We start from the raw sequence: 16,572 nt of genomic DNA, 5'->3' as shown, positions 1-16,572 counted from the left end.
CGGATGGAATAATAAACATTAAAAAGCAGGCATAAGGCCTGCTTCAGGAATAATGAAGTCACCGGGTATCAGGGCTCTGCCCTAGAGGTTTTTAAACTCTCTAGACACCTTAAAGGCCGATGAGGTGACATAAGCCTCCATGTGCTGCAGGTTCTTCTCCATCTGGTCCAGCTCAGTCTCGACATTTTGCAGAATTTGCTCAGGTGGCAGTCCCGCCTGCCAAGGTTTCTGTTTTACCGTATGCTCACGATAAACATATTGCTGCTCTCTTCTCTCCTCCGGCATTTTATCCAGGATCAAGGTTGCCGCTATATAGGCAACGGTAGCAAAGAAGCCTAACCCTAACAAAAAAGCAGAAACGGCGAGGATCCTTACCAGCCAAATTTCCATACCGAAGTACTCAGCAATACCCGCACAAACCCCGCTTATCTTTCCGTTTTGCGGATCTCGATACAAGGTTTTACTCATCGGCGTTGCCTCCATTGTGGCGCTTCCTCGTCCAGTATCTGCTCCAGTGTCTTGATGCGTTCCTGCATCTGTTCTGCACGCATCGCAAGGGTTTGCAGCTTCTCATGCTCATCGCCTGATAAGCCCTGGCTGGCATGACGTTGACCGCGGTAATGCAGAATCAACCATAATGGCGCCACAAAAATAAGAAACGCCATTAATGGCCATACTATCCAACCCATAAATTACCTCCATCCTCGAATCGTGCAGAACTTAATATTGTCACTATCTTACTCTTTATCCTTGATATTTGCTTTCATACGTTCAAGTTCTTTTTCAATTTCATCCTGCGCCTGCAGATCAGCAAACTCCTGCTCCAGGTTTTTGCCCCGGCCAACATTATAACTATCGGCTTCGGCTTCCATTTCATCAATTCGACGCTCGTATTGCTCAAACTTCGACAGCGCCTCATCGGCTTTACCAGTATCTAGCTGACGACGAACATCACGGCGATTACCTGCCGCTTTATGTCGGGTAACCAAAGCCTGCTGACGAGCACGGGTTTCCTGCAGCTTACGCTCCAGCTCAGCGACTTCACCGCTTAGTTTGCTGATGGTATCTTTAACCAGCTTATATTCTTCATTCAGTGTCAATACGACATCGCTAAGCTTCTGCTTTTCGATCAGTGCCGCACGGGCCAAATCTTCACGGCCTTTTTGCAGCGCCAGACTCGCTTTTTGCTGCCAGTCATCGCTTTGTGCCTGCAATGAATCAATACGGCGCTGCAGCTCTTTTTTATCTGCCAGTGCACGTGCCGATGATGTACGTACTTCCACCAGTGTATCTTCCATTTCCTGGATGATCAGGCGGATCATTTTCTGCGGATCTTCTGCCTTATCCAGCAAAGAGTTGACGTTTGCATTTACAATGTCTGCAAAGCGAGAAAAAATACCCATAGTTAATCTCCTTAGATTTGATTGGGATTCCTAGGTCCTGCAGAATTCAGAATCCTCATGAACCGGTCAAGCTCTTGTTCTTCCTAGGAACTGCTTTCCCAGGAACTCGTACCCAATACATATCAAGCACTATGCCAACTTTTTGTTACTTATTTATCAATAAGTTACCTTTGCAGGCTTCTTCATTCAGTGCTATGGTGTGAAAATATACGCCAACTATTAGCGAGATTGACCATGCAAAAAACAGATAACCTCATCGGTGAGTCGGAATCTTTTCTTGCCGTGCTTGATCAGGCTTCCCGCCTCGCTCCGCTAAACCGGCCGATCCTTATTTTGGGTGAGCGGGGAACAGGCAAAGAGCTGATTGCCCAGCGGATCCACTACCTATCCAAGCGCTGGGATCAGCCATTGGTAACACTGAACTGTGCCGCCTTGAGCGAAGGGGTTATTGATTCAGAGCTGTTTGGCCATGAAGCAGGATCGTTTACCGGGGCCAAAGGTCGGCACCAGGGACGCTTTGAGCGAGCAGAAGGCGGCACGCTGTTTTTGGATGAACTGGCAACCGCCCCGCTTGGCGTACAAGAAAAACTACTACGGGTGATTGAATATGGCGAATATGAACGTGTCGGCGGCAGTAAAACCTGCCAGGCTAATGTACGCCTGATCTGTGCGACCAATGAAAACCTGCCGCAACTTGCCGAAGAACGAAAGTTCCGCGCCGATCTGCTAGACCGCCTGGCATTCGATATTATCCACCTGCCACCGCTTCGAGAACGCCGTGACGACATCCAGCCCCTGGCTGAATACTATGCGGTACGTATGTGCCGAGAACTAGGCTATGGCTACTTTGCTGGTTTTACATCAGCAGCCAGGCAAGAGCTAATGGCTTACCACTGGCCTGGTAATATCCGCGAACTAAAAAATGTAATTGAACGCTCGGTATTTCGCCATAGTTTGGAAGATGAGCCTGTCGATCACATCGTTATCGATCCTTTTCATGCCCCCTGGCACGACCAGCCAGCTGAAGATGCCCAAACCGAGATAACAGCTCCCCCCGAGGCCGAGATCAGCTTCCCGCTCGATTTTCGCCAGTGGCAGCAAGATCAGGAAGTCAACGTCATTCGCCAAGCCCTGGAGCAGGCCAAATTTAATCAGCGAAAAGCCGCTGATTTATTAGGTTTAAGCTACCATCAACTTAGAGGCCTATTGCGCAAATACCAACTTGTTGGCAATTCAGAATAATCGCTAGAAAACGGTTCTATTGCCCTGCTTGAGCATATCTGTAAGGGCAATAGTACTGAGTTATTGAAGGTTATTTAAGGAGATAGCTTGGTGACAGTGATGGATAATGTTAAATTTACCCACTTGTTTTCAAAAAATTCCTTTTCTTTATGAGCGCCTTTACTCGTCTACTGCTTGCGTGCTTCGGACTGTTCAGCCTAATTGGCTGCTCTGAACCTCACCAAGATAGCAATATTCGTAGCCGCGGCTTCGTCTATTGCGGGCAAGATAAACCGACGACCTTCAATCCCCAGCTCATTGATGGCGGATTGACAGCTGATACTCTCGCTGCGCAAATTTTTGACCGTTTACTCTGGTTAGATCCGATCAGCCACCAGCCGCTGCCCTCTCTAGCCCGTAGCTGGTCGGTCAGTGATGATGGCCTTGAGTATACGTTTAACCTACGCAAAGGTATCGAATTTCAGACCACAGAGTGGTTTAAGCCAACGCGGCAGCTCAATGCCCAAGATGTGGTATTCAGCTTTAAGCGAATCATCGATCCCAACCACCCTTTCAATAAAGTGTCCGGTGGCCGCTACCCTTGGTTTGAAAGCCAGGGCTTCAGCAGCCTGATTGAAAATATCGACCTCGTTGACTCCCATACGGTTAAATTTACCTTATCACGGCCAGATAACGCCTTTCTGTCAAACCTGGCCACCACCTATGCGGTCATTCATTCGCAAGAATATGCACAAAACCTGCTAAAAGCCGGCAAACTGCAGCAGCTGGACATGAAACCGATTGGCACCGGTCCCTTTTTCATTGCTCAATACATGCCCAGCGACCTGATCCGCCTAGAGCGCCATTGGGGCTACTGGCAAGGCGCTTCGCCGATGGAGCAAATCGTATTTGATATCTCTTCTCGTGGTACGGGGACACTGGCTAAATTGCTCAGCAAGGAATGTGATGTCCTCTCTTCTCCCGTGGCCAGCCAACTGCCCGTGATCAGTAATAGCGAAGAATTCGAACTCATTGCCCAAACAGGGATGAATGTGGCTTTTGTGGCGCTAAATAACAGCAAGCCTGAGTTGAAAGACCCACGGGTACGCAAAGCGATTAACCTTGCAATTAACCGCGAAAACCTATTGAACTCGGTATACTACGGTACTGGAACCAAGGCCAAAAGTATCTTGCCGCCAATGTCCTGGGCTTATAACCACAACAGCCAGGCACTGGATTATGACCCGGCTCAATCTCTGGCATTGCTAAAAGAGGCTGGCTATGACAAAAACCTACGCCTTACGATGTGGGTGCCGCTAGAACCACGACCTTATAACCCTAGCCCAAGAAAAACCGCGGAATTAATCCAGGCCGATCTGAATGCCGTGGGTGTTCAGCTCACTATCTATACCCAGGAAGTACTGAGCCGATTAAGTACTGCCACCACAGCTAGCAGCGACATGGTTTTAACCGGCTGGATCGCCGATAATGGCGACCCCGATAACTTCCTCCGCCCGTTGCTGTCATGCAGTGCCAAGAGTGCCGGCCTGAATGTGGCCAACTGGTGTGATCTCGGCTTTGACAACCTGCTTGAACTGGCATCGCGCACCACCAAGCTCGAGCATCGCGTGAATTATTATCATCGCGCACAGGATATTCTAGATAGCCAGGTACCGATTATTCCGCTCGCTCACGGTGTCCACTTCCAAGTTCACCATCAATCTCTAGGTGGGTTACAAATGAGTCCTTTCGGTACTCGCTCTTTCTCTAGTGTTTACCGCAGCGAGTAATAGCATGTTTATTTATACTATTCGACGTTTGAACCTATTTATGATCACCATGGCCATTTTGACCTTGATCGGGTTCAGTATTCTTCGCCTCGACCAAAATGCACTCTGGAGCAACCAGCCATTTTGGGATGGCTGGTTCACCTACATAGATAACCTTCTTGCTGGCAACCTCGGCTTGAATCAAAGTGGGACTCCAGTGTTAGTGGAGGTATTAACTGTATTCCCCGCAACTCTTGAGCTTTGCTTCTTCGCTTTTAGCCTGTCTCTGCTGGCGGGTATTCCACTGGGAACACTGGCCGGAGTTAAGCGCGGACGGTTTATTGATACCTCTATTTCGTCGCTCGCCTTACTTGGCTATTCGATCCCGTTATTCTGGCTGGCCGTCCTGCTAATCATGCTCTTCTCTCAGCAACTTGGCTGGCTTCCTGTGGCCGGTCGCTACAGCGTGCTCTATGAAATTGACCATGTTACCGGCGTTGCCCTGATTGATGTTCTGCTCTCTGATAAGCCATACCGCGCCGAAGCCCTGATGGATACCATTCGTCATCTGATCTTGCCAACCCTGGTACTGGCAATGGCGCCAACTACCGAGGTAGTCCGTCTCACCCGGGCATCTGTAGCCGAAGTCATGAACCAAAACTTCATTAAAGTTGCGCAGACCAAAGGCTTGTCGATGTTCGAAATTATCATGCGCCATGTACTGAAAAATGCTATCCCACCGATTATCCCTAAACTCGGCATGCAATTTTCGACCATGATGACCTTTGCCATGTTGACCGAATCAATTTTCAACTGGCCGGGTATTGGCCGCTGGCTGCTAAACGCAATCGCTGATCAAAACTACGTTGCGATCCAGGCCGGTGTTATTACTGTCGGCAGTTTTATCCTAATTGCGAACATTCTGTCAGATCTTGCTGGCGCTATTGTAAACCCGCTTGTCAGAAAGGAATGGTATGCTATCAAATAACATTTACCAGGAGCAGAAGATCCCGACCCAATGGGAACGGGCCTGGCAGAACTTCCGGAGCAATTCGCTGGCAATGTTCGGGTTATGGTGCCTATTCTTCCTACTGCTCATTACCCTCTCCGCGCAATTTATCGCGCCCTATGCCCCTAACCAGCAGGTGGGTGAACTGCTGATGCCACCTTCCTGGGATCCGAGCGGCCATGTCGAGTTTTTCTTTGGCACCGACGATCTTGGCCGAGACATCTTGAGCCGTTTAATCCTAGGCTCACAGCTGACGTTTGGCTACGCGCTGCTGATTGCCCTGGCCTCAAGCGTGATTGGCATCATCATTGGTGTCATGGCAGGCATGACCAGCGGGTTAAAGTCGAGCTTCCTGAATCATATTCTTGATACCGTGCTCTCTATTCCGTCTCTGCTATTGGCCATCATTGTGGTTGCCTATATGGGCCCCGGGGAACTCAATATCCTTCTGGCTATCTGGCTGGCACTGATCCCGCGTTTTATTCGTGCCGTTTATACCGCAGTACATAACGAAGTTGAAAAAGACTACATCATTGCAGCGCGCCTTGATGGTGCCAATGACTTCTATCTGCTGTACAACTCTATTCTGCCCAATATTCTGACCGTTATTACCAACGAGTTCACCCGGGCAATATCCATCGCCACACTGGACATTGCCGCACTGGGGTTTCTCGGGCTAGGTGCCCAGGCACCGTCCTCCGAGTGGGGCGCGATGCTGGGAGATTCCATCGAGCTCATTTATTTGGCGCCATGGACTGTGACTCTGCCCGGACTTGCAATCACCTTCAGCGTATTAGTTGTAAACTTAGTAGGAGAAGGCCTCCGCCAAGCGATCAATGCGGGGATTGATTAATGCCATTATTAGATATTCGTAACCTGACCATAGAAATTGAAACCCCTCAGGGTATGGTAAAAGCGGTCGACCGTATGAGCCTGACCCTCAACGAAGGTGAGATCAGGGGGTTAGTCGGGGAATCCGGTTCAGGCAAAAGCTTAGTTGCCAAAGCCATTGCCGGGGTAACAAAAGACAGCTGGCGGGTTAGCGCCGACCGCCTGAGGCTTGGTAATGTTGACCTGCTATCACTATCAGCACGTGAGCGCCGAAAAATAGTCGGCCGTGAAATTGCGATGATTTTCCAGGAGCCATCTTCGTGCCTGGATCCGTCGGAAGAAGTCGGTGAGCAGCTGGAAGAAGCCATCCCTTCGTTATCATTCAGCGGCCATTGGTGGCAGCGATTTCAGTGGCGCCAGAAGCAAGCCATCGCCCTACTGCACAAGGTCGGGATCAAAGATCACAAGCGGGTGATGAAAAGTTACCCATATGAACTCACTGACGGTGAATGCCAGAAGGTGATGATTGCGATGGCTATTGCCAACCGTCCTCGCCTATTGATAGCCGATGAACCCACCAACGACTTGGATCCAATCACCCAGGCCCAGATCTTCCGCCTGCTAAGCCGGATGAACCAATTGGGCAATACTACAATTTTGCTGGTCAGCCATGATCTGACCACCGTCACCCAGTGGGCTGATAGGATCACCGTGATGTATTGTGGCCAATCGGTTGAGTCAGGAAGCCGAAAACAACTGCTGCAATCGCCGCACCATCCCTATACCGAAGCACTCCTTCGCGCGATGCCGGATTTCAATCTGGATGTTCTACCACATAAGAGTAAATTGGAAACGCTACCCGGTTCTATTCCGCCACTGCAGCACCTACCCATCGGCTGCCGTTTAGGCCCGCGCTGTCCCCATGCCCAGCGCAAGTGTGTTGAAGTGCCGAAAAGAAGGAAAATTAAAAACCACAAATTCAGCTGCCACTTTCCGCTGAATATGGAGGAAACCAAGAAGTGAGTGCGCTATTAGAAGTCGAGAATCTTAAAAAAGATTATCACTACCGTTCCGGTTTATTCCGCCGCCGCACGATCGAGGCTGTTAAACCGGTATCATTCTCGCTAGAAGCTGGCGAGACTATCGCATTCATTGGCGAAAATGGCTCAGGTAAGTCTACCCTGGCTAAAATGCTCTCGGGTGTTGTCGAGCCAACCGAGGGAGTTATCCGGGTAAACGGTGAACCACTGGAACCCAACGACTTCCAAACTCGCTGCAAGCTGATCCGGATGATCTTCCAAGATCCCAACACCGCTCTTAACCCACGGATCCAGATCGGTAAAATACTAGAAGGGCCACTCAAGCGTAATACCAATATGACGCCTCAAGCCCGCGAGCGCCGGATCATGATGACCCTCAAGCGTGTTGGTCTGCTGCCAGAGCATGCCTACTTTTATCCACAAATGTTGGCAACCGGACAGAAGCAACGTGTTTCTCTTGCCCGTGCCTTAATCCTCCAGCCTTGCATTATTGTGGCCGATGAGGCATTGAACGGCTTAGACATGTCGATGCGCTCGCAGATCATTAACCTACTGCTGGAATTGCAGGAAGAAATGGGGCTGTCGTATATCTACGTATCGCAGCATATGGGGGTTATCAAGCACTTTACCGATAAGGTGATGGTGATGCAAAAAGGCGAAGTCGTCGAACAGGGAAAGACGGCTGAAGTATTCAACAATCCCCAGCACCCACTGACCCAGAAGCTGCTCGATAGCCATTTCTCTGCACCGTCACACGATCGAACCAACCGTATTAGCAGTGCGACACCAAAAATTTTGTGCTAAAACTGAATCTTCAAACGGGCTGGCTACAGCCCGTTTAATTTCAGGGTACGCTAAGCAAAAGCATCCCACACCGCACCAGCACCTAAAAGCACCGAGCCCACAATCGGTACAATGACAAACTTGCGCAGTGGCTTTGCGCCAATGACACAGGCCATGCCCATTTTGATCAGGCTATTTACCGCAGCTGCAATGAAAATACCCAGCATCGCCGTGCTGACCAATAAGCCATCCGCACTTTGCCTGCCAAGCGCCAACGTAATGGCATCAACATCGGTAATACCTGATATAGCTGCTAACAATAGTGTCCCGGTGTTACCAAACCATTCTTGCAGCAGATTAGACAGCAACATGATCAGCAATAGTACGATCCCGAAAAAGAATGCTGATGATAGGGCCAACGGGTTCTGTTTTACTTCAGGCGGCTTATCACTGTCTAACTTATTATGGTGCCATATCCAATAAGCTGGCAGATAAAAGCCAAGCATCATCAACAACATAGGCAGCCAAAGTAATTCGACCAAAGCGTAATTCACCACCGAGCAGACAAACAAAATTCGTGGAAACATGGTGCCGCAGCTAATTAAAATACCACTGGCAAGCAAACCGCTTAAGTGGGTCTGCTGTTTGGAGAGATGAGAGAACTGCAGTGTCAGCGCCGTTGAAGAGCTCAAACCGGCGAACAGGCAGGTAAACAAGATCCCCTTCTCTGCTCCACCGATTTTAATCGCAAAATAACCGACAAACGCAATGCCGGCAATAAGTACAACCATCCACCAAATTTCATAGGGATTTATGGCCTGCCATGGCCCCATTCCTTGATTGGGCAGTAGCGGCAACATAACAACCGAAATCAACAGCAGTCGTAAAGCGGCATCGAGCTCATATTCTTGCAACTTCATTAAAGCCGCATGGAGTTCTTTCTTATTATCGAGAATAATAGCAGTGATCACGGCGGCAGATGCGGCAATAACAGGCTCGCCGACAACGGCTAAACTACCAAGCAAAAAGGTGATCAGCATGCCCACCAAGCCGGTAATACTCAGGTTTATTTTCACTCTTTGGCTTTTTACATAAGCCACAATAATCACAACGGAAAAGGCGAGTAACGAAAAGCCTAAGAACAGCTCGGAAAAGATTTGAGTCAATAAGCCACAAAGCCCCCCCATCAGTCCAATCAGGGAGTAGGTCCGAATTCCTGCAATCCGCGAGCCCGCGGCCTCATTCCGATCAACCCAACCTCGCTGGATACCAATAATGGCACCAAGTATCAAAGCGATGAACAAGCGCCAGAATGAAGAATCAAAGTCGAATGCCAGGTCCATTTTCGCTCTCCTCAGCAAAATTGCATCCATGACTGACATAACAAAGAAATAACTATATAAGTGTATTTAAAAATAGCCCTTGTAACGTCGATGATTATCGAAACTTTGAATCTTATAGGACTATGAGGGCATAAAAAACGCCCGGCAGAAGCCGGGCGCTATTTTATCGTTTGCTATTATCGGCAAATGCTTAAGCCAGCGATTTGTTGATCTCTGCCAATACTGCTGCAGGATCGGCAGCCTGGGTGATAGGACGACCTATAACCAGGTAATCCGAACCAGCCTGAACCGCTTCGACCGGGGTCATTACACGGCGCTGATCGCCTGCAGCACTACCAGCGGGGCGAATGCCTGGGGTGACCAGTTTGAATTCTTTGCCTAAATCAGCTTTAAGCACGCTAGCTTCCTGCGCAGAGCAAACAACCCCGTCTAGGCCACTATTCTTGGTGAGGCGTGAAAGATTCAGGACATGTTCTTGCGGCTCGCACTGGATACCTATGCCACGCAAATCAGCGGCTTCCATGCTAGTTAGTACAGTCACCGCAATTAGCAGTGGGCGATCTTTACCAAATGGTTCCAAGATCTCACGCGATGCCACCATCATGCGCTCGCCACCGCTGGCATGCACATTCACCATCCATACACCTAAATCCGCCGCCGCAGCAACTGCACGCGAGCAAGTATTGGGGATATCGTGAAATTTAAGGTCAAGAAATACAGAATGGCCCCGATCATGCAGTTTACGCACAAAGTCAGGGCCAAAATAAGTAAACATCTCTTTACCGACTTTAAGGCGGCAACTTCCCGGTTCAATGCGGTCAACAAAGGCCAGAGCCTCGTCTTGACTAGGGTAATCGAGAGCGACAATCACTTTTGGGTCTAACATGGCATCTCCTGCTTAGTTATTGTTCAATCTAGCCCAGCTTCCTGAGCGCGGTCAGGATTGTACAGTAAATTTGTTATTTTTCGAGAAATAATTAAATTTATGTTCGTACCTAACAAAAGTAGCACTTTTCTCAACATGCCAATCGTTTGTCGACTCGCACTAAGTGAAAATAGAACTCTCGCTTCCCTCTACTCTTATCTAATACCAGGCAATAAAAAGCCCATTCTAAAAGAACGGGCTGGTTATCAATAAAGACTCATTCGCCATCTAGGCCACGGATAGGCTTAACGGCCCCCCATCCTTTACATGACGGACACTGCCAGTATAAAGAATGCGTGGCAAAACCACACTTACGGCAGCGGAAGTGCGGTTTGATTTTCAACTGCTCCCCAACAAGGGAACGCAGGGTGCTTAAACTCTCTTTCGCCCTGCCCTCTTCCGCCTCGTCAAGATGGTAGTCCATCAATTGATAGAAGCCTTTCATGGTCGGGTTTTTGGTAAGCTGACGGGTCATGAATGTCTGAGCCGTTACAGAGCCTTCATGCTTGGAAATCTCATCAGCCAGCATCAACTCAGCAGTAGCACCGGCTTTTTGCTCGACACACTGGCGCAGGTACTTCAGCCAGCCTGTTTCGTTGTTGGTTGCTTCATAGCATTGTAACAACATAGGCAACGTCTCGCTGACGTAGTCTATATCTTGATCTGCAACACGCTCTAGCTGCTTTGCGGCGGATTTATAATCTTCGGCACTGATCAGAATTTTTGCCATCATCATTGATGCACGGACACAGCTTTTATCCGCTGACAGGGCTTTCTTCAAAAATTGCTTGGCCTTATCAGAATTCAGAGCGCTCATTTCGAGCATCGCCATTTCACACCAGTAGTGTGCGATATCATGCTTTAGCTTTGACTTGCCCATTTTGACCAGCTGAGAGGCCATCTCGATGGCTTTCTCCCACTCGCGAGTCTGCTGATAGATCGTCAGTAGCTGCTGCAGCGCTCCTTTTCGGTGATCAGGTTCATCCAGTAGCTGTTCAAATATTTTTTCGGCCCGATCAAAGAAACCAGCGGCCATATAATCTTTTGCCAGCTGCTGTAGTGCCAAGTTACGCTGGTCAATAGTAAGGTTGGGACGGGCAATCAGGTTTTGGTGAATACGAATCGCACGATCAACTTCACCTCGGCTTCGGAAAAGGTTTCCCAAAGCTAGGTGGGTATCAATGGTTTCGCTATCAACCTGGAGCAGCTCAATAAACACATCAACCGCTTTATCTGACTGATCAGATAACAGCAGGTTTAAGCCAGTCACATACTGGCGCGACATGTGATGAGACTGCTCTTGTTGTTTATTACTAGCGCTCCTGTTACCCATGTACCAGCCGTAGGCGGCGGCAATCGGAAGTAACAGGAACAACAGCTCTAGCATTAATGATTATTCCTTAACAGGCTCAGCACGTAGCTGGTTTAGCTCTTGTTGCTGCTTTGCTACTTTTTTGCTTAGGCGGTTTTTAGAAAAACGCGTTTTAAGATACAGCATGCCACAGATCAGCCAGCCGATCGCAAAACCTGAACCGAATGCGATACCAAGCAAAGTAGATAACTGAAACTCACCCTGAGCTACAAGAAAATCGAAGTTAACCAGCTGTTGGTTTTGCGCACCAAGCGCCAGCGTGGCCAAAAAGCAGACAACTAAAACAAGAAAGCTAATTATTTTCATCGTAAATCCTTCTCACTTGATCAAATATTTGATGGGTTGATTATGCAAGATTTTGACACATCAGACCATGATCAATAGACATAAAAAAACGGCATACTTACAGTATGCCGTTTTTTTGTTCTAATCGCGATTAACCAGCAACCGCTGAGTTAACTCGGTCACGTAATTCCTTGCCCGGTTTAAAGTGAGGAACGTACTTGCCATCCAGCTCAACTTTATCGCCAGTTTTCGGGTTACGGCCTACGCGGGGAGCACGGTAATGCAATGAGAAGCTACCAAAGCCACGGATCTCAATACGATCACCCTCAGCAAGAGTGGTCGCCATGTGCTCAAGGATTTCCTTGATTGCATCTTCTACCTGTTTGGCAGAAAGATGTGTTTGTTGACTACACAGTCTTTCAATTAATTCAGACTTTGTCATAAACACTCCGGTTTTTAGTATGTTTCTCAATAGTATAACCGTTTAGGGAGAAAATGCTAAAACGCTTTTTCTCCCTAAGCTCAATTACTCGCCTTTAGCCGCTTTGAAAGCGTCAGCCATTGCGCTACCGAAAGAAGCATCTTCTTGCTTGTTCAGGTTAGCCATAGCTTCTTGCTCTTCAGCAACGTCTTTAGCACGAACAGATAGGTTGATTACGCGGTTCTTACGGTCAACGCCTGTGAATTTAGCTTCAACAGAATCGCCAACAGAAAGAACTAGAGTTGCGTCTTCAACACGGTCAACTGATGCTTCAGAAGCACGTAGGTAACCTTCAACACCTTCGATTAGCTCAACTGTTGCGCCTTTCGCGTCAACTGCAGTAACAGTACCAGTAACTAGAGCACCTTTCTTGTTAACTGCAACGTAGCCGTTGAATGGGTCTTCTTCGATCTGCTTAACGCCTAGAGAGATACGCTCACGCTCTGCGTCTACTGCTAGAACTACTGCAGAGATTTCGTCGCCTTTCTTGAAGTCGCGAACTGCGTCTTCACCAGAAACATTCCAAGAAATGTCAGATAGGTGAACTAGACCGTCGATGCCGCCTTCAAGACCGATGAAGATACCGAAGTCAGTGATAGACTTGATCTTACCAGTTACACGATCGCCCTTAGCTTGCATTTCTGCAAATGACTGCCATGGGTTAGCTTTACACTGCTTAAGACCTAGGCTGATACGACGACGTTCTTCGTCGATATCAAGAACCATAACTTCAACTTCGTCGCCCACGTTAACAACTTTAGATGGGTGGATGTTCTTGTTAGTCCAATCCATCTCAGAAACGTGTACAAGACCTTCAACGCCTTCTTCGATTTCAACGAAGCAGCCGTAGTCAGTTAGGTTAGTTACGCGGCCAGAAAGCTTAGTGCTTTCTGGGTAACGCTTAGCGATTGCTACCCATGGATCTTCGCCTAGCTGCTTAAGGCCTAGTGATACGCGAGTACGCTCACGGTCGAACTTAAGAACTTTAACGTTGATTTCGTCGCCAACATTAACGATTTCGCTTGGGTGCTTAACGCGTTTCCAAGCCATATCAGTGATGTGTAGAAGACCGTCAACACCGCCAAGATCAACGAATGCACCGTAGTCAGTAAGGTTCTTAACGATACCTTTAACTTCCATGCCTTCTTGTAGAGAAGCAAGTAGCTCGTCACGCTCAACGCTGTTTTCAGATTCGATAACTGCGCGGCGAGAAACAACAACGTTGTTGCGCTTCTGGTCAAGCTTGATTACTTTGAACTCTAGCTCTTTGTTTTCTAGGTGAGCTGTGTCACGAACTGGACGTACGTCAACTAGTGAACCAGGAAGGAACGCACGGATGCCGTTAAGTTCAACTGTGAAGCCACCCTTAACTTTACCGTTGATGATACCAACAACTGTTTCAGCTTCTTCGTAAGCTTTTTCAAGCTGGATCCAAGCTTCATGACGCTTAGCTTTTTCACGAGAAAGTTTAGTCTCACCGAAACCGTCTTCGATTGCGTCAAGTGCTACGTCTACTTCTGCACCGATTTCGATTTCAATTTCGCCAGCAGCGTTTTTGAATTCGTCAGCAGGGATAGAAGACTCAGACTTAAGGCCAGCGTCAACAAGAACGTAACCGTTCTCGATAGCAACTACAGTACCTTTAACGATCGCACCTGGGCGAGTTTCGATTTCGTTTAGAGACTCTTCAAAGAGTAAAGCAAAAGATTCAGTCATTATTTAATCTTCAATTTGATTAACAACCATGGGTATCCTACCGCATGGGGTTGGTAGTAATGTCAGTATTCATCCGTGATACCGACGCCATCGTGCTGATCACTCAGCCGATAATTTCTTTTCAATATAATCCAATGCCTGGGCAGTAACTTGCTCTATTGACATCTCAGTAGAGTCTAGCACCAAAGCATCAGCTGCGGGACGCAACGGAGCCACCGCACGGTTGCGGTCGCGATCGTCGCGCTCCTGAATTTCGCTTAAAAGGCTGTCAAAGTTAACATCTAAGCCTTTCTGTTGCAACTGATTCATGCGGCGATTTGCACGCTCTTGTGCACTGGCATCGAGGAAAATTTTCACTTCCGCACCTGGGAATACCACGGTACCCATGTCGCGGCCGTCAGCCACCAGACCAGGTGCCTCGCTAAAGGCACGTTGACGACGCAATAGCGCCTCACGTACACGTGGCAGGGCTGCCACTTTTGAAGCAACCATACCTGTTTCTTCTTTACGAAGCTCACCGGACACGTCTTCGCCTTCTAAAATAACCTTAACCAACTCACCTTCAGCTTTGAACTGGACATCAAGGTGTGCCGCCAGCGGGACCAGCGCTTCTTCAGATTCAAGATCAACACCATGGTGAATCGCTGCCAGTGCCAACACGCGGTAAATCGCACCCGAATCAAGCAGCTTCCAGCCCAGCTTTTCTGCCAATAGCATACACAGCGTGCCTTTGCCGGCGCCGCTTGGCCCATCAACAGTGATCACTGGAGCATGAGTAGACATAGGTTTTCTCCGAATTTGTTCAAATATCGAGCTTTAATACCAAACATTTAGCCAATAGCATTGGCCAATAGGTTTGGTATTACAGCTCTTAAGCGGGGGCGTATTATACGGGAAAAAAAACAGGAGTACTATCAAATCACATTGCTGATGGCTATGAATCTACCAATCAGGCAGAACAGCGGGTTACCAATAAACAAAAACCCGCCAGCAGGCGGGTTTCTCTGTAAGTAGAAAGACTTAGCACTTAGCTACTTGGTTATTTAGCGACTCAGCTGGGCCAGCTTGTCAAAATAATCCGGAAAGGTTTTTGAGGTGCACTTCGGATCATTGATGGTGACCGGTGTATCGCTCAGTGCCACCAGCGAGAAGCACATTGCCATCCGGTGATCATCATAGGTATCGATTGCCGCATGCTTAAGCTGCGCTGGCGGGGTAATGGTGATGTAATCATGACCTTCCTCCACCTCGGCACCCACCTTGCGCAGCTCGGTAGCCATTGCAGCCAGGCGATCGGTTTCTTTAACCCGCCAGTTATATACATTGCGAATTGAGGTAACGCCATCAGCAAACAATGCCGCTGTTGCAATAGTCATTGCCGCATCGGGAATATGGTTGAAATCCATATCGACGGCTTTGAGCTCGCCGCGGCGGGCAATCACATAATCATCACCCCACTCGATTTCAGCTCCCATGGCAGCTAGCGCATCTGCAAACTGAACATCGCCCTGGATACTCTTCTTGCCAATCCCCGTCACTTTGACTTCGCCGCCTTTAATCGCAGCCGCCGCCAAGAAATATGAAGCCGATGATGCATCGCCTTCAACCAGGAACTCACCCGGTGCCTGGTAGGTTTGGCCTGCTGGTACGACAAACTCTTGGTAGTCGCGATTCTCAACCGCCACACCAAACTGGGCCATAATGTGCAGGGTGATATCAATATAAGGCTTAGATACCAAATCACCTTTGATACGAATGACCGTATCGGCTTTGGCCATTGGTGCGGACATCAAAAAAGCAGTCAAAAACTGGCTGGAAATCGAGCCATCAATTTCCACTTCACCGCCTTGCAGCCCCGTGCCCTTGATCTTCAGCGGCGGATAATTATCATTTTCCAGATAAGTAATATCGGCTCCGGCAGTACGAAGTGCTTCAACCAGGTGGCCAATCGGACGCTCTTTCATCCGAGGCTCGCCCGTGAGAACAAATTCCCCATCGCCTAGACACAGGGCAGCGGCTAACGGGCGCATTGCCGTCCCGGCATTGCCCAAAAATAGCTCAAGCGCCTGCTCAGGTTTGAAAGCACGCCCCAACCCTTCCACTTCGCAAACGGTTTTATCTTCAGATAGCTGATAGCTCACACCCAGCTGTTTTAGCGCAGCTAGCATGTGACGGATGTCATCGCTGTCCAGCAGGTTAGTAAGACGTGTCGTACCTTGTGCTAACGCTGCCAATAGTAGGGCGCGGTTAGAAACACTCTTCGAACCCGGTAGATTCACTTCGCCATTGATCTGATTTATCGGCTGTAACGTTAAACTTTCCATCTGTTATCTATTCAATCCTGTTTTTTGGGCGTTCCAGCAGATTAGCGAATAATGCCTCAGTTCGCTAGTA

Annotated in this window: 17 protein-coding genes; 6 read left to right on the top strand and 11 right to left on the bottom strand. The window is 48.6% G+C overall.

Going from position 1 to position 16,572, the window contains the following annotated elements; translation table 11 throughout:
- Positions 1 to 81 precede the first annotated feature (81 nt).
- Genes pspC through pspA form a run of 3 tightly spaced genes read right to left on the bottom strand, consistent with a single transcriptional unit; the run spans position 82 to position 1,403 of the window.
- Positions 82 to 468, bottom strand: a complete 387-nt coding sequence (gene pspC, locus AC51G0_RS06020; RefSeq protein ID WP_496301148.1) for an envelope stress response membrane protein PspC — start codon at positions 466 to 468, stop codon at positions 82 to 84.
- Positions 465 to 689: an envelope stress response membrane protein PspB gene (gene pspB / locus AC51G0_RS06015; RefSeq protein ID WP_496301147.1), complete on the bottom strand. Its 225-nt coding sequence runs from the start codon at positions 687 to 689 to the stop codon at positions 465 to 467. Before pspB ends, pspC begins: the two co-directional genes overlap by 4 nt.
- Positions 690 to 737: 48 nt before the next feature.
- Positions 738 to 1,403, bottom strand: a complete 666-nt coding sequence (pspA, locus tag AC51G0_RS06010) for a phage shock protein PspA (RefSeq protein ID WP_496301146.1) — start codon at positions 1,401 to 1,403, stop codon at positions 738 to 740.
- Between the two features lie 234 nt (positions 1,404 to 1,637).
- Between pspA and pspF the strand changes: the two genes are divergently transcribed.
- The 6 genes from pspF (at position 1,638) to AC51G0_RS05980 (ending at position 8,077) form a co-directional block, all read left to right on the top strand.
- Positions 1,638 to 2,645 (top strand): phage shock protein operon transcriptional activator, encoded by a 1,008-nt coding sequence (gene pspF / locus AC51G0_RS06005; RefSeq protein WP_496301145.1) that lies wholly within the window; start codon positions 1,638 to 1,640, stop codon positions 2,643 to 2,645.
- Positions 2,646 to 2,794: 149 nt separating this feature from the next.
- Entirely contained in the window at positions 2,795 to 4,414 is a 1,620-nt protein-coding gene (sapA, locus tag AC51G0_RS06000; protein WP_496301144.1) for an ABC transporter substrate-binding protein SapA, read from the top strand.
- A 4-nt stretch (positions 4,415 to 4,418) separates the two neighbouring features.
- Entirely contained in the window at positions 4,419 to 5,381 is a 963-nt protein-coding gene (locus AC51G0_RS05995; RefSeq protein WP_496301143.1) for an ABC transporter permease, read from the top strand.
- The gene (gene sapC, locus AC51G0_RS05990; RefSeq protein WP_496301142.1) at positions 5,368 to 6,255 is read left to right on the top strand and encodes a putrescine export ABC transporter permease SapC; all 888 of its coding nucleotides are present in this window, start codon (positions 5,368 to 5,370) and stop codon (positions 6,253 to 6,255) included. The genes AC51G0_RS05995 and sapC overlap by 14 nt, the downstream gene beginning before the upstream one ends.
- The gene (locus AC51G0_RS05985) at positions 6,255 to 7,256 is read left to right on the top strand and encodes a peptide ABC transporter ATP-binding protein (protein WP_496301141.1); all 1,002 of its coding nucleotides are present in this window, start codon (positions 6,255 to 6,257) and stop codon (positions 7,254 to 7,256) included. Before sapC ends, AC51G0_RS05985 begins: the two co-directional genes overlap by 1 nt.
- Positions 7,253 to 8,077, top strand: coding sequence for a peptide ABC transporter ATP-binding protein (locus AC51G0_RS05980; RefSeq protein WP_496301139.1), 825 nt, complete (start codon positions 7,253 to 7,255; stop codon positions 8,075 to 8,077). The genes AC51G0_RS05985 and AC51G0_RS05980 overlap by 4 nt, the downstream gene beginning before the upstream one ends.
- A gap of 50 nt (positions 8,078 to 8,127) precedes the next feature.
- Here AC51G0_RS05980 and AC51G0_RS05975 read toward each other — a convergent pair whose 3' ends face one another.
- The 8 genes from AC51G0_RS05975 to aroA form a co-directional block, all read right to left on the bottom strand.
- Entirely contained in the window at positions 8,128 to 9,399 is a 1,272-nt protein-coding gene (locus AC51G0_RS05975) for an MgtC/SapB family protein (protein ID WP_496301138.1), read from the bottom strand.
- A 190-nt stretch (positions 9,400 to 9,589) separates the two neighbouring features.
- Positions 9,590 to 10,285, bottom strand: coding sequence for an orotidine-5'-phosphate decarboxylase (gene pyrF / locus AC51G0_RS05970; RefSeq protein ID WP_496301137.1), 696 nt, complete (start codon positions 10,283 to 10,285; stop codon positions 9,590 to 9,592).
- A 256-nt stretch (positions 10,286 to 10,541) separates the two neighbouring features.
- A complete protein-coding gene (gene lapB, locus AC51G0_RS05965) occupies positions 10,542 to 11,711 on the bottom strand; it encodes a lipopolysaccharide assembly protein LapB (protein ID WP_496301136.1) in 1,170 nt (389 codons plus the stop codon).
- Positions 11,712 to 11,717: 6 nt separating this feature from the next.
- On the bottom strand, positions 11,718 to 12,002 hold the full coding sequence (locus AC51G0_RS05960) for a LapA family protein (RefSeq protein ID WP_496301135.1): 285 nt from the start codon (positions 12,000 to 12,002) through the stop codon (positions 11,718 to 11,720).
- A gap of 130 nt (positions 12,003 to 12,132) precedes the next feature.
- Positions 12,133 to 12,423, bottom strand: a complete 291-nt coding sequence (ihfB, locus tag AC51G0_RS05955; RefSeq protein WP_047875172.1) for an integration host factor subunit beta — start codon at positions 12,421 to 12,423, stop codon at positions 12,133 to 12,135.
- A gap of 84 nt (positions 12,424 to 12,507) precedes the next feature.
- Positions 12,508 to 14,178 carry a 30S ribosomal protein S1 gene (gene rpsA, locus AC51G0_RS05950; protein ID WP_496301134.1) on the bottom strand — a complete coding sequence of 557 codons (1,671 nt, stop codon included), beginning with the start codon at positions 14,176 to 14,178 and terminating at the stop codon, positions 12,508 to 12,510.
- A gap of 99 nt (positions 14,179 to 14,277) precedes the next feature.
- Positions 14,278 to 14,961 (bottom strand): (d)CMP kinase, encoded by a 684-nt coding sequence (cmk, locus tag AC51G0_RS05945; RefSeq protein WP_496301133.1) that lies wholly within the window; start codon positions 14,959 to 14,961, stop codon positions 14,278 to 14,280.
- 260 nt (positions 14,962 to 15,221) lie between these two features.
- Entirely contained in the window at positions 15,222 to 16,502 is a 1,281-nt protein-coding gene (gene aroA, locus AC51G0_RS05940; RefSeq protein WP_496301132.1) for a 3-phosphoshikimate 1-carboxyvinyltransferase, read from the bottom strand.
- Positions 16,503 to 16,572: the final 70 nt, after the last annotated feature.

This window comes from Photobacterium sp. HL06, assembly GCF_059552575.1.
The sequence above is the reverse complement of the archived record's forward strand: the minus strand, read 5'-3'. Positions and strand labels throughout refer to the sequence as shown.

Bases quoted from the DNA above. Each gene is read 5' to 3' on its own strand.
- pspC (WP_496301148.1), bottom strand. From the start codon at position 468: ATGAGTAAAACCTTGTATCGAGATCCGCAAAACGGAAAGATAAGCGGG.
- pspB (WP_496301147.1), bottom strand. From the start codon at position 689: ATGGGTTGGATAGTATGGCCATTAATGGCGTTTCTTATTTTTGTGGCG.
- pspA (WP_496301146.1), bottom strand. From the start codon at position 1,403: ATGGGTATTTTTTCTCGCTTTGCAGACATTGTAAATGCAAACGTCAAC.
- pspF (WP_496301145.1), top strand. From the start codon at position 1,638: ATGCAAAAAACAGATAACCTCATCGGTGAGTCGGAATCTTTTCTTGCC.
- sapA (WP_496301144.1), top strand. From the start codon at position 2,795: ATGAGCGCCTTTACTCGTCTACTGCTTGCGTGCTTCGGACTGTTCAGC.
- AC51G0_RS05995 (WP_496301143.1), top strand. From the start codon at position 4,419: ATGTTTATTTATACTATTCGACGTTTGAACCTATTTATGATCACCATG.
- sapC (WP_496301142.1), top strand. From the start codon at position 5,368: ATGCTATCAAATAACATTTACCAGGAGCAGAAGATCCCGACCCAATGG.
- AC51G0_RS05985 (WP_496301141.1), top strand. From the start codon at position 6,255: ATGCCATTATTAGATATTCGTAACCTGACCATAGAAATTGAAACCCCT.
- AC51G0_RS05975 (WP_496301138.1), bottom strand. From the start codon at position 9,399: ATGGACCTGGCATTCGACTTTGATTCTTCATTCTGGCGCTTGTTCATC.
- pyrF (WP_496301137.1), bottom strand. From the start codon at position 10,285: ATGTTAGACCCAAAAGTGATTGTCGCTCTCGATTACCCTAGTCAAGAC.
- lapB (WP_496301136.1), bottom strand. From the start codon at position 11,711: ATGCTAGAGCTGTTGTTCCTGTTACTTCCGATTGCCGCCGCCTACGGC.
- AC51G0_RS05960 (WP_496301135.1), bottom strand. From the start codon at position 12,002: ATGAAAATAATTAGCTTTCTTGTTTTAGTTGTCTGCTTTTTGGCCACG.
- ihfB (WP_047875172.1), bottom strand. From the start codon at position 12,423: ATGACAAAGTCTGAATTAATTGAAAGACTGTGTAGTCAACAAACACAT.
- rpsA (WP_496301134.1), bottom strand. From the start codon at position 14,178: ATGACTGAATCTTTTGCTTTACTCTTTGAAGAGTCTCTAAACGAAATC.
- cmk (WP_496301133.1), bottom strand. From the start codon at position 14,961: ATGTCTACTCATGCTCCAGTGATCACTGTTGATGGGCCAAGCGGCGCC.
- aroA (WP_496301132.1), bottom strand. From the start codon at position 16,502: ATGGAAAGTTTAACGTTACAGCCGATAAATCAGATCAATGGCGAAGTG.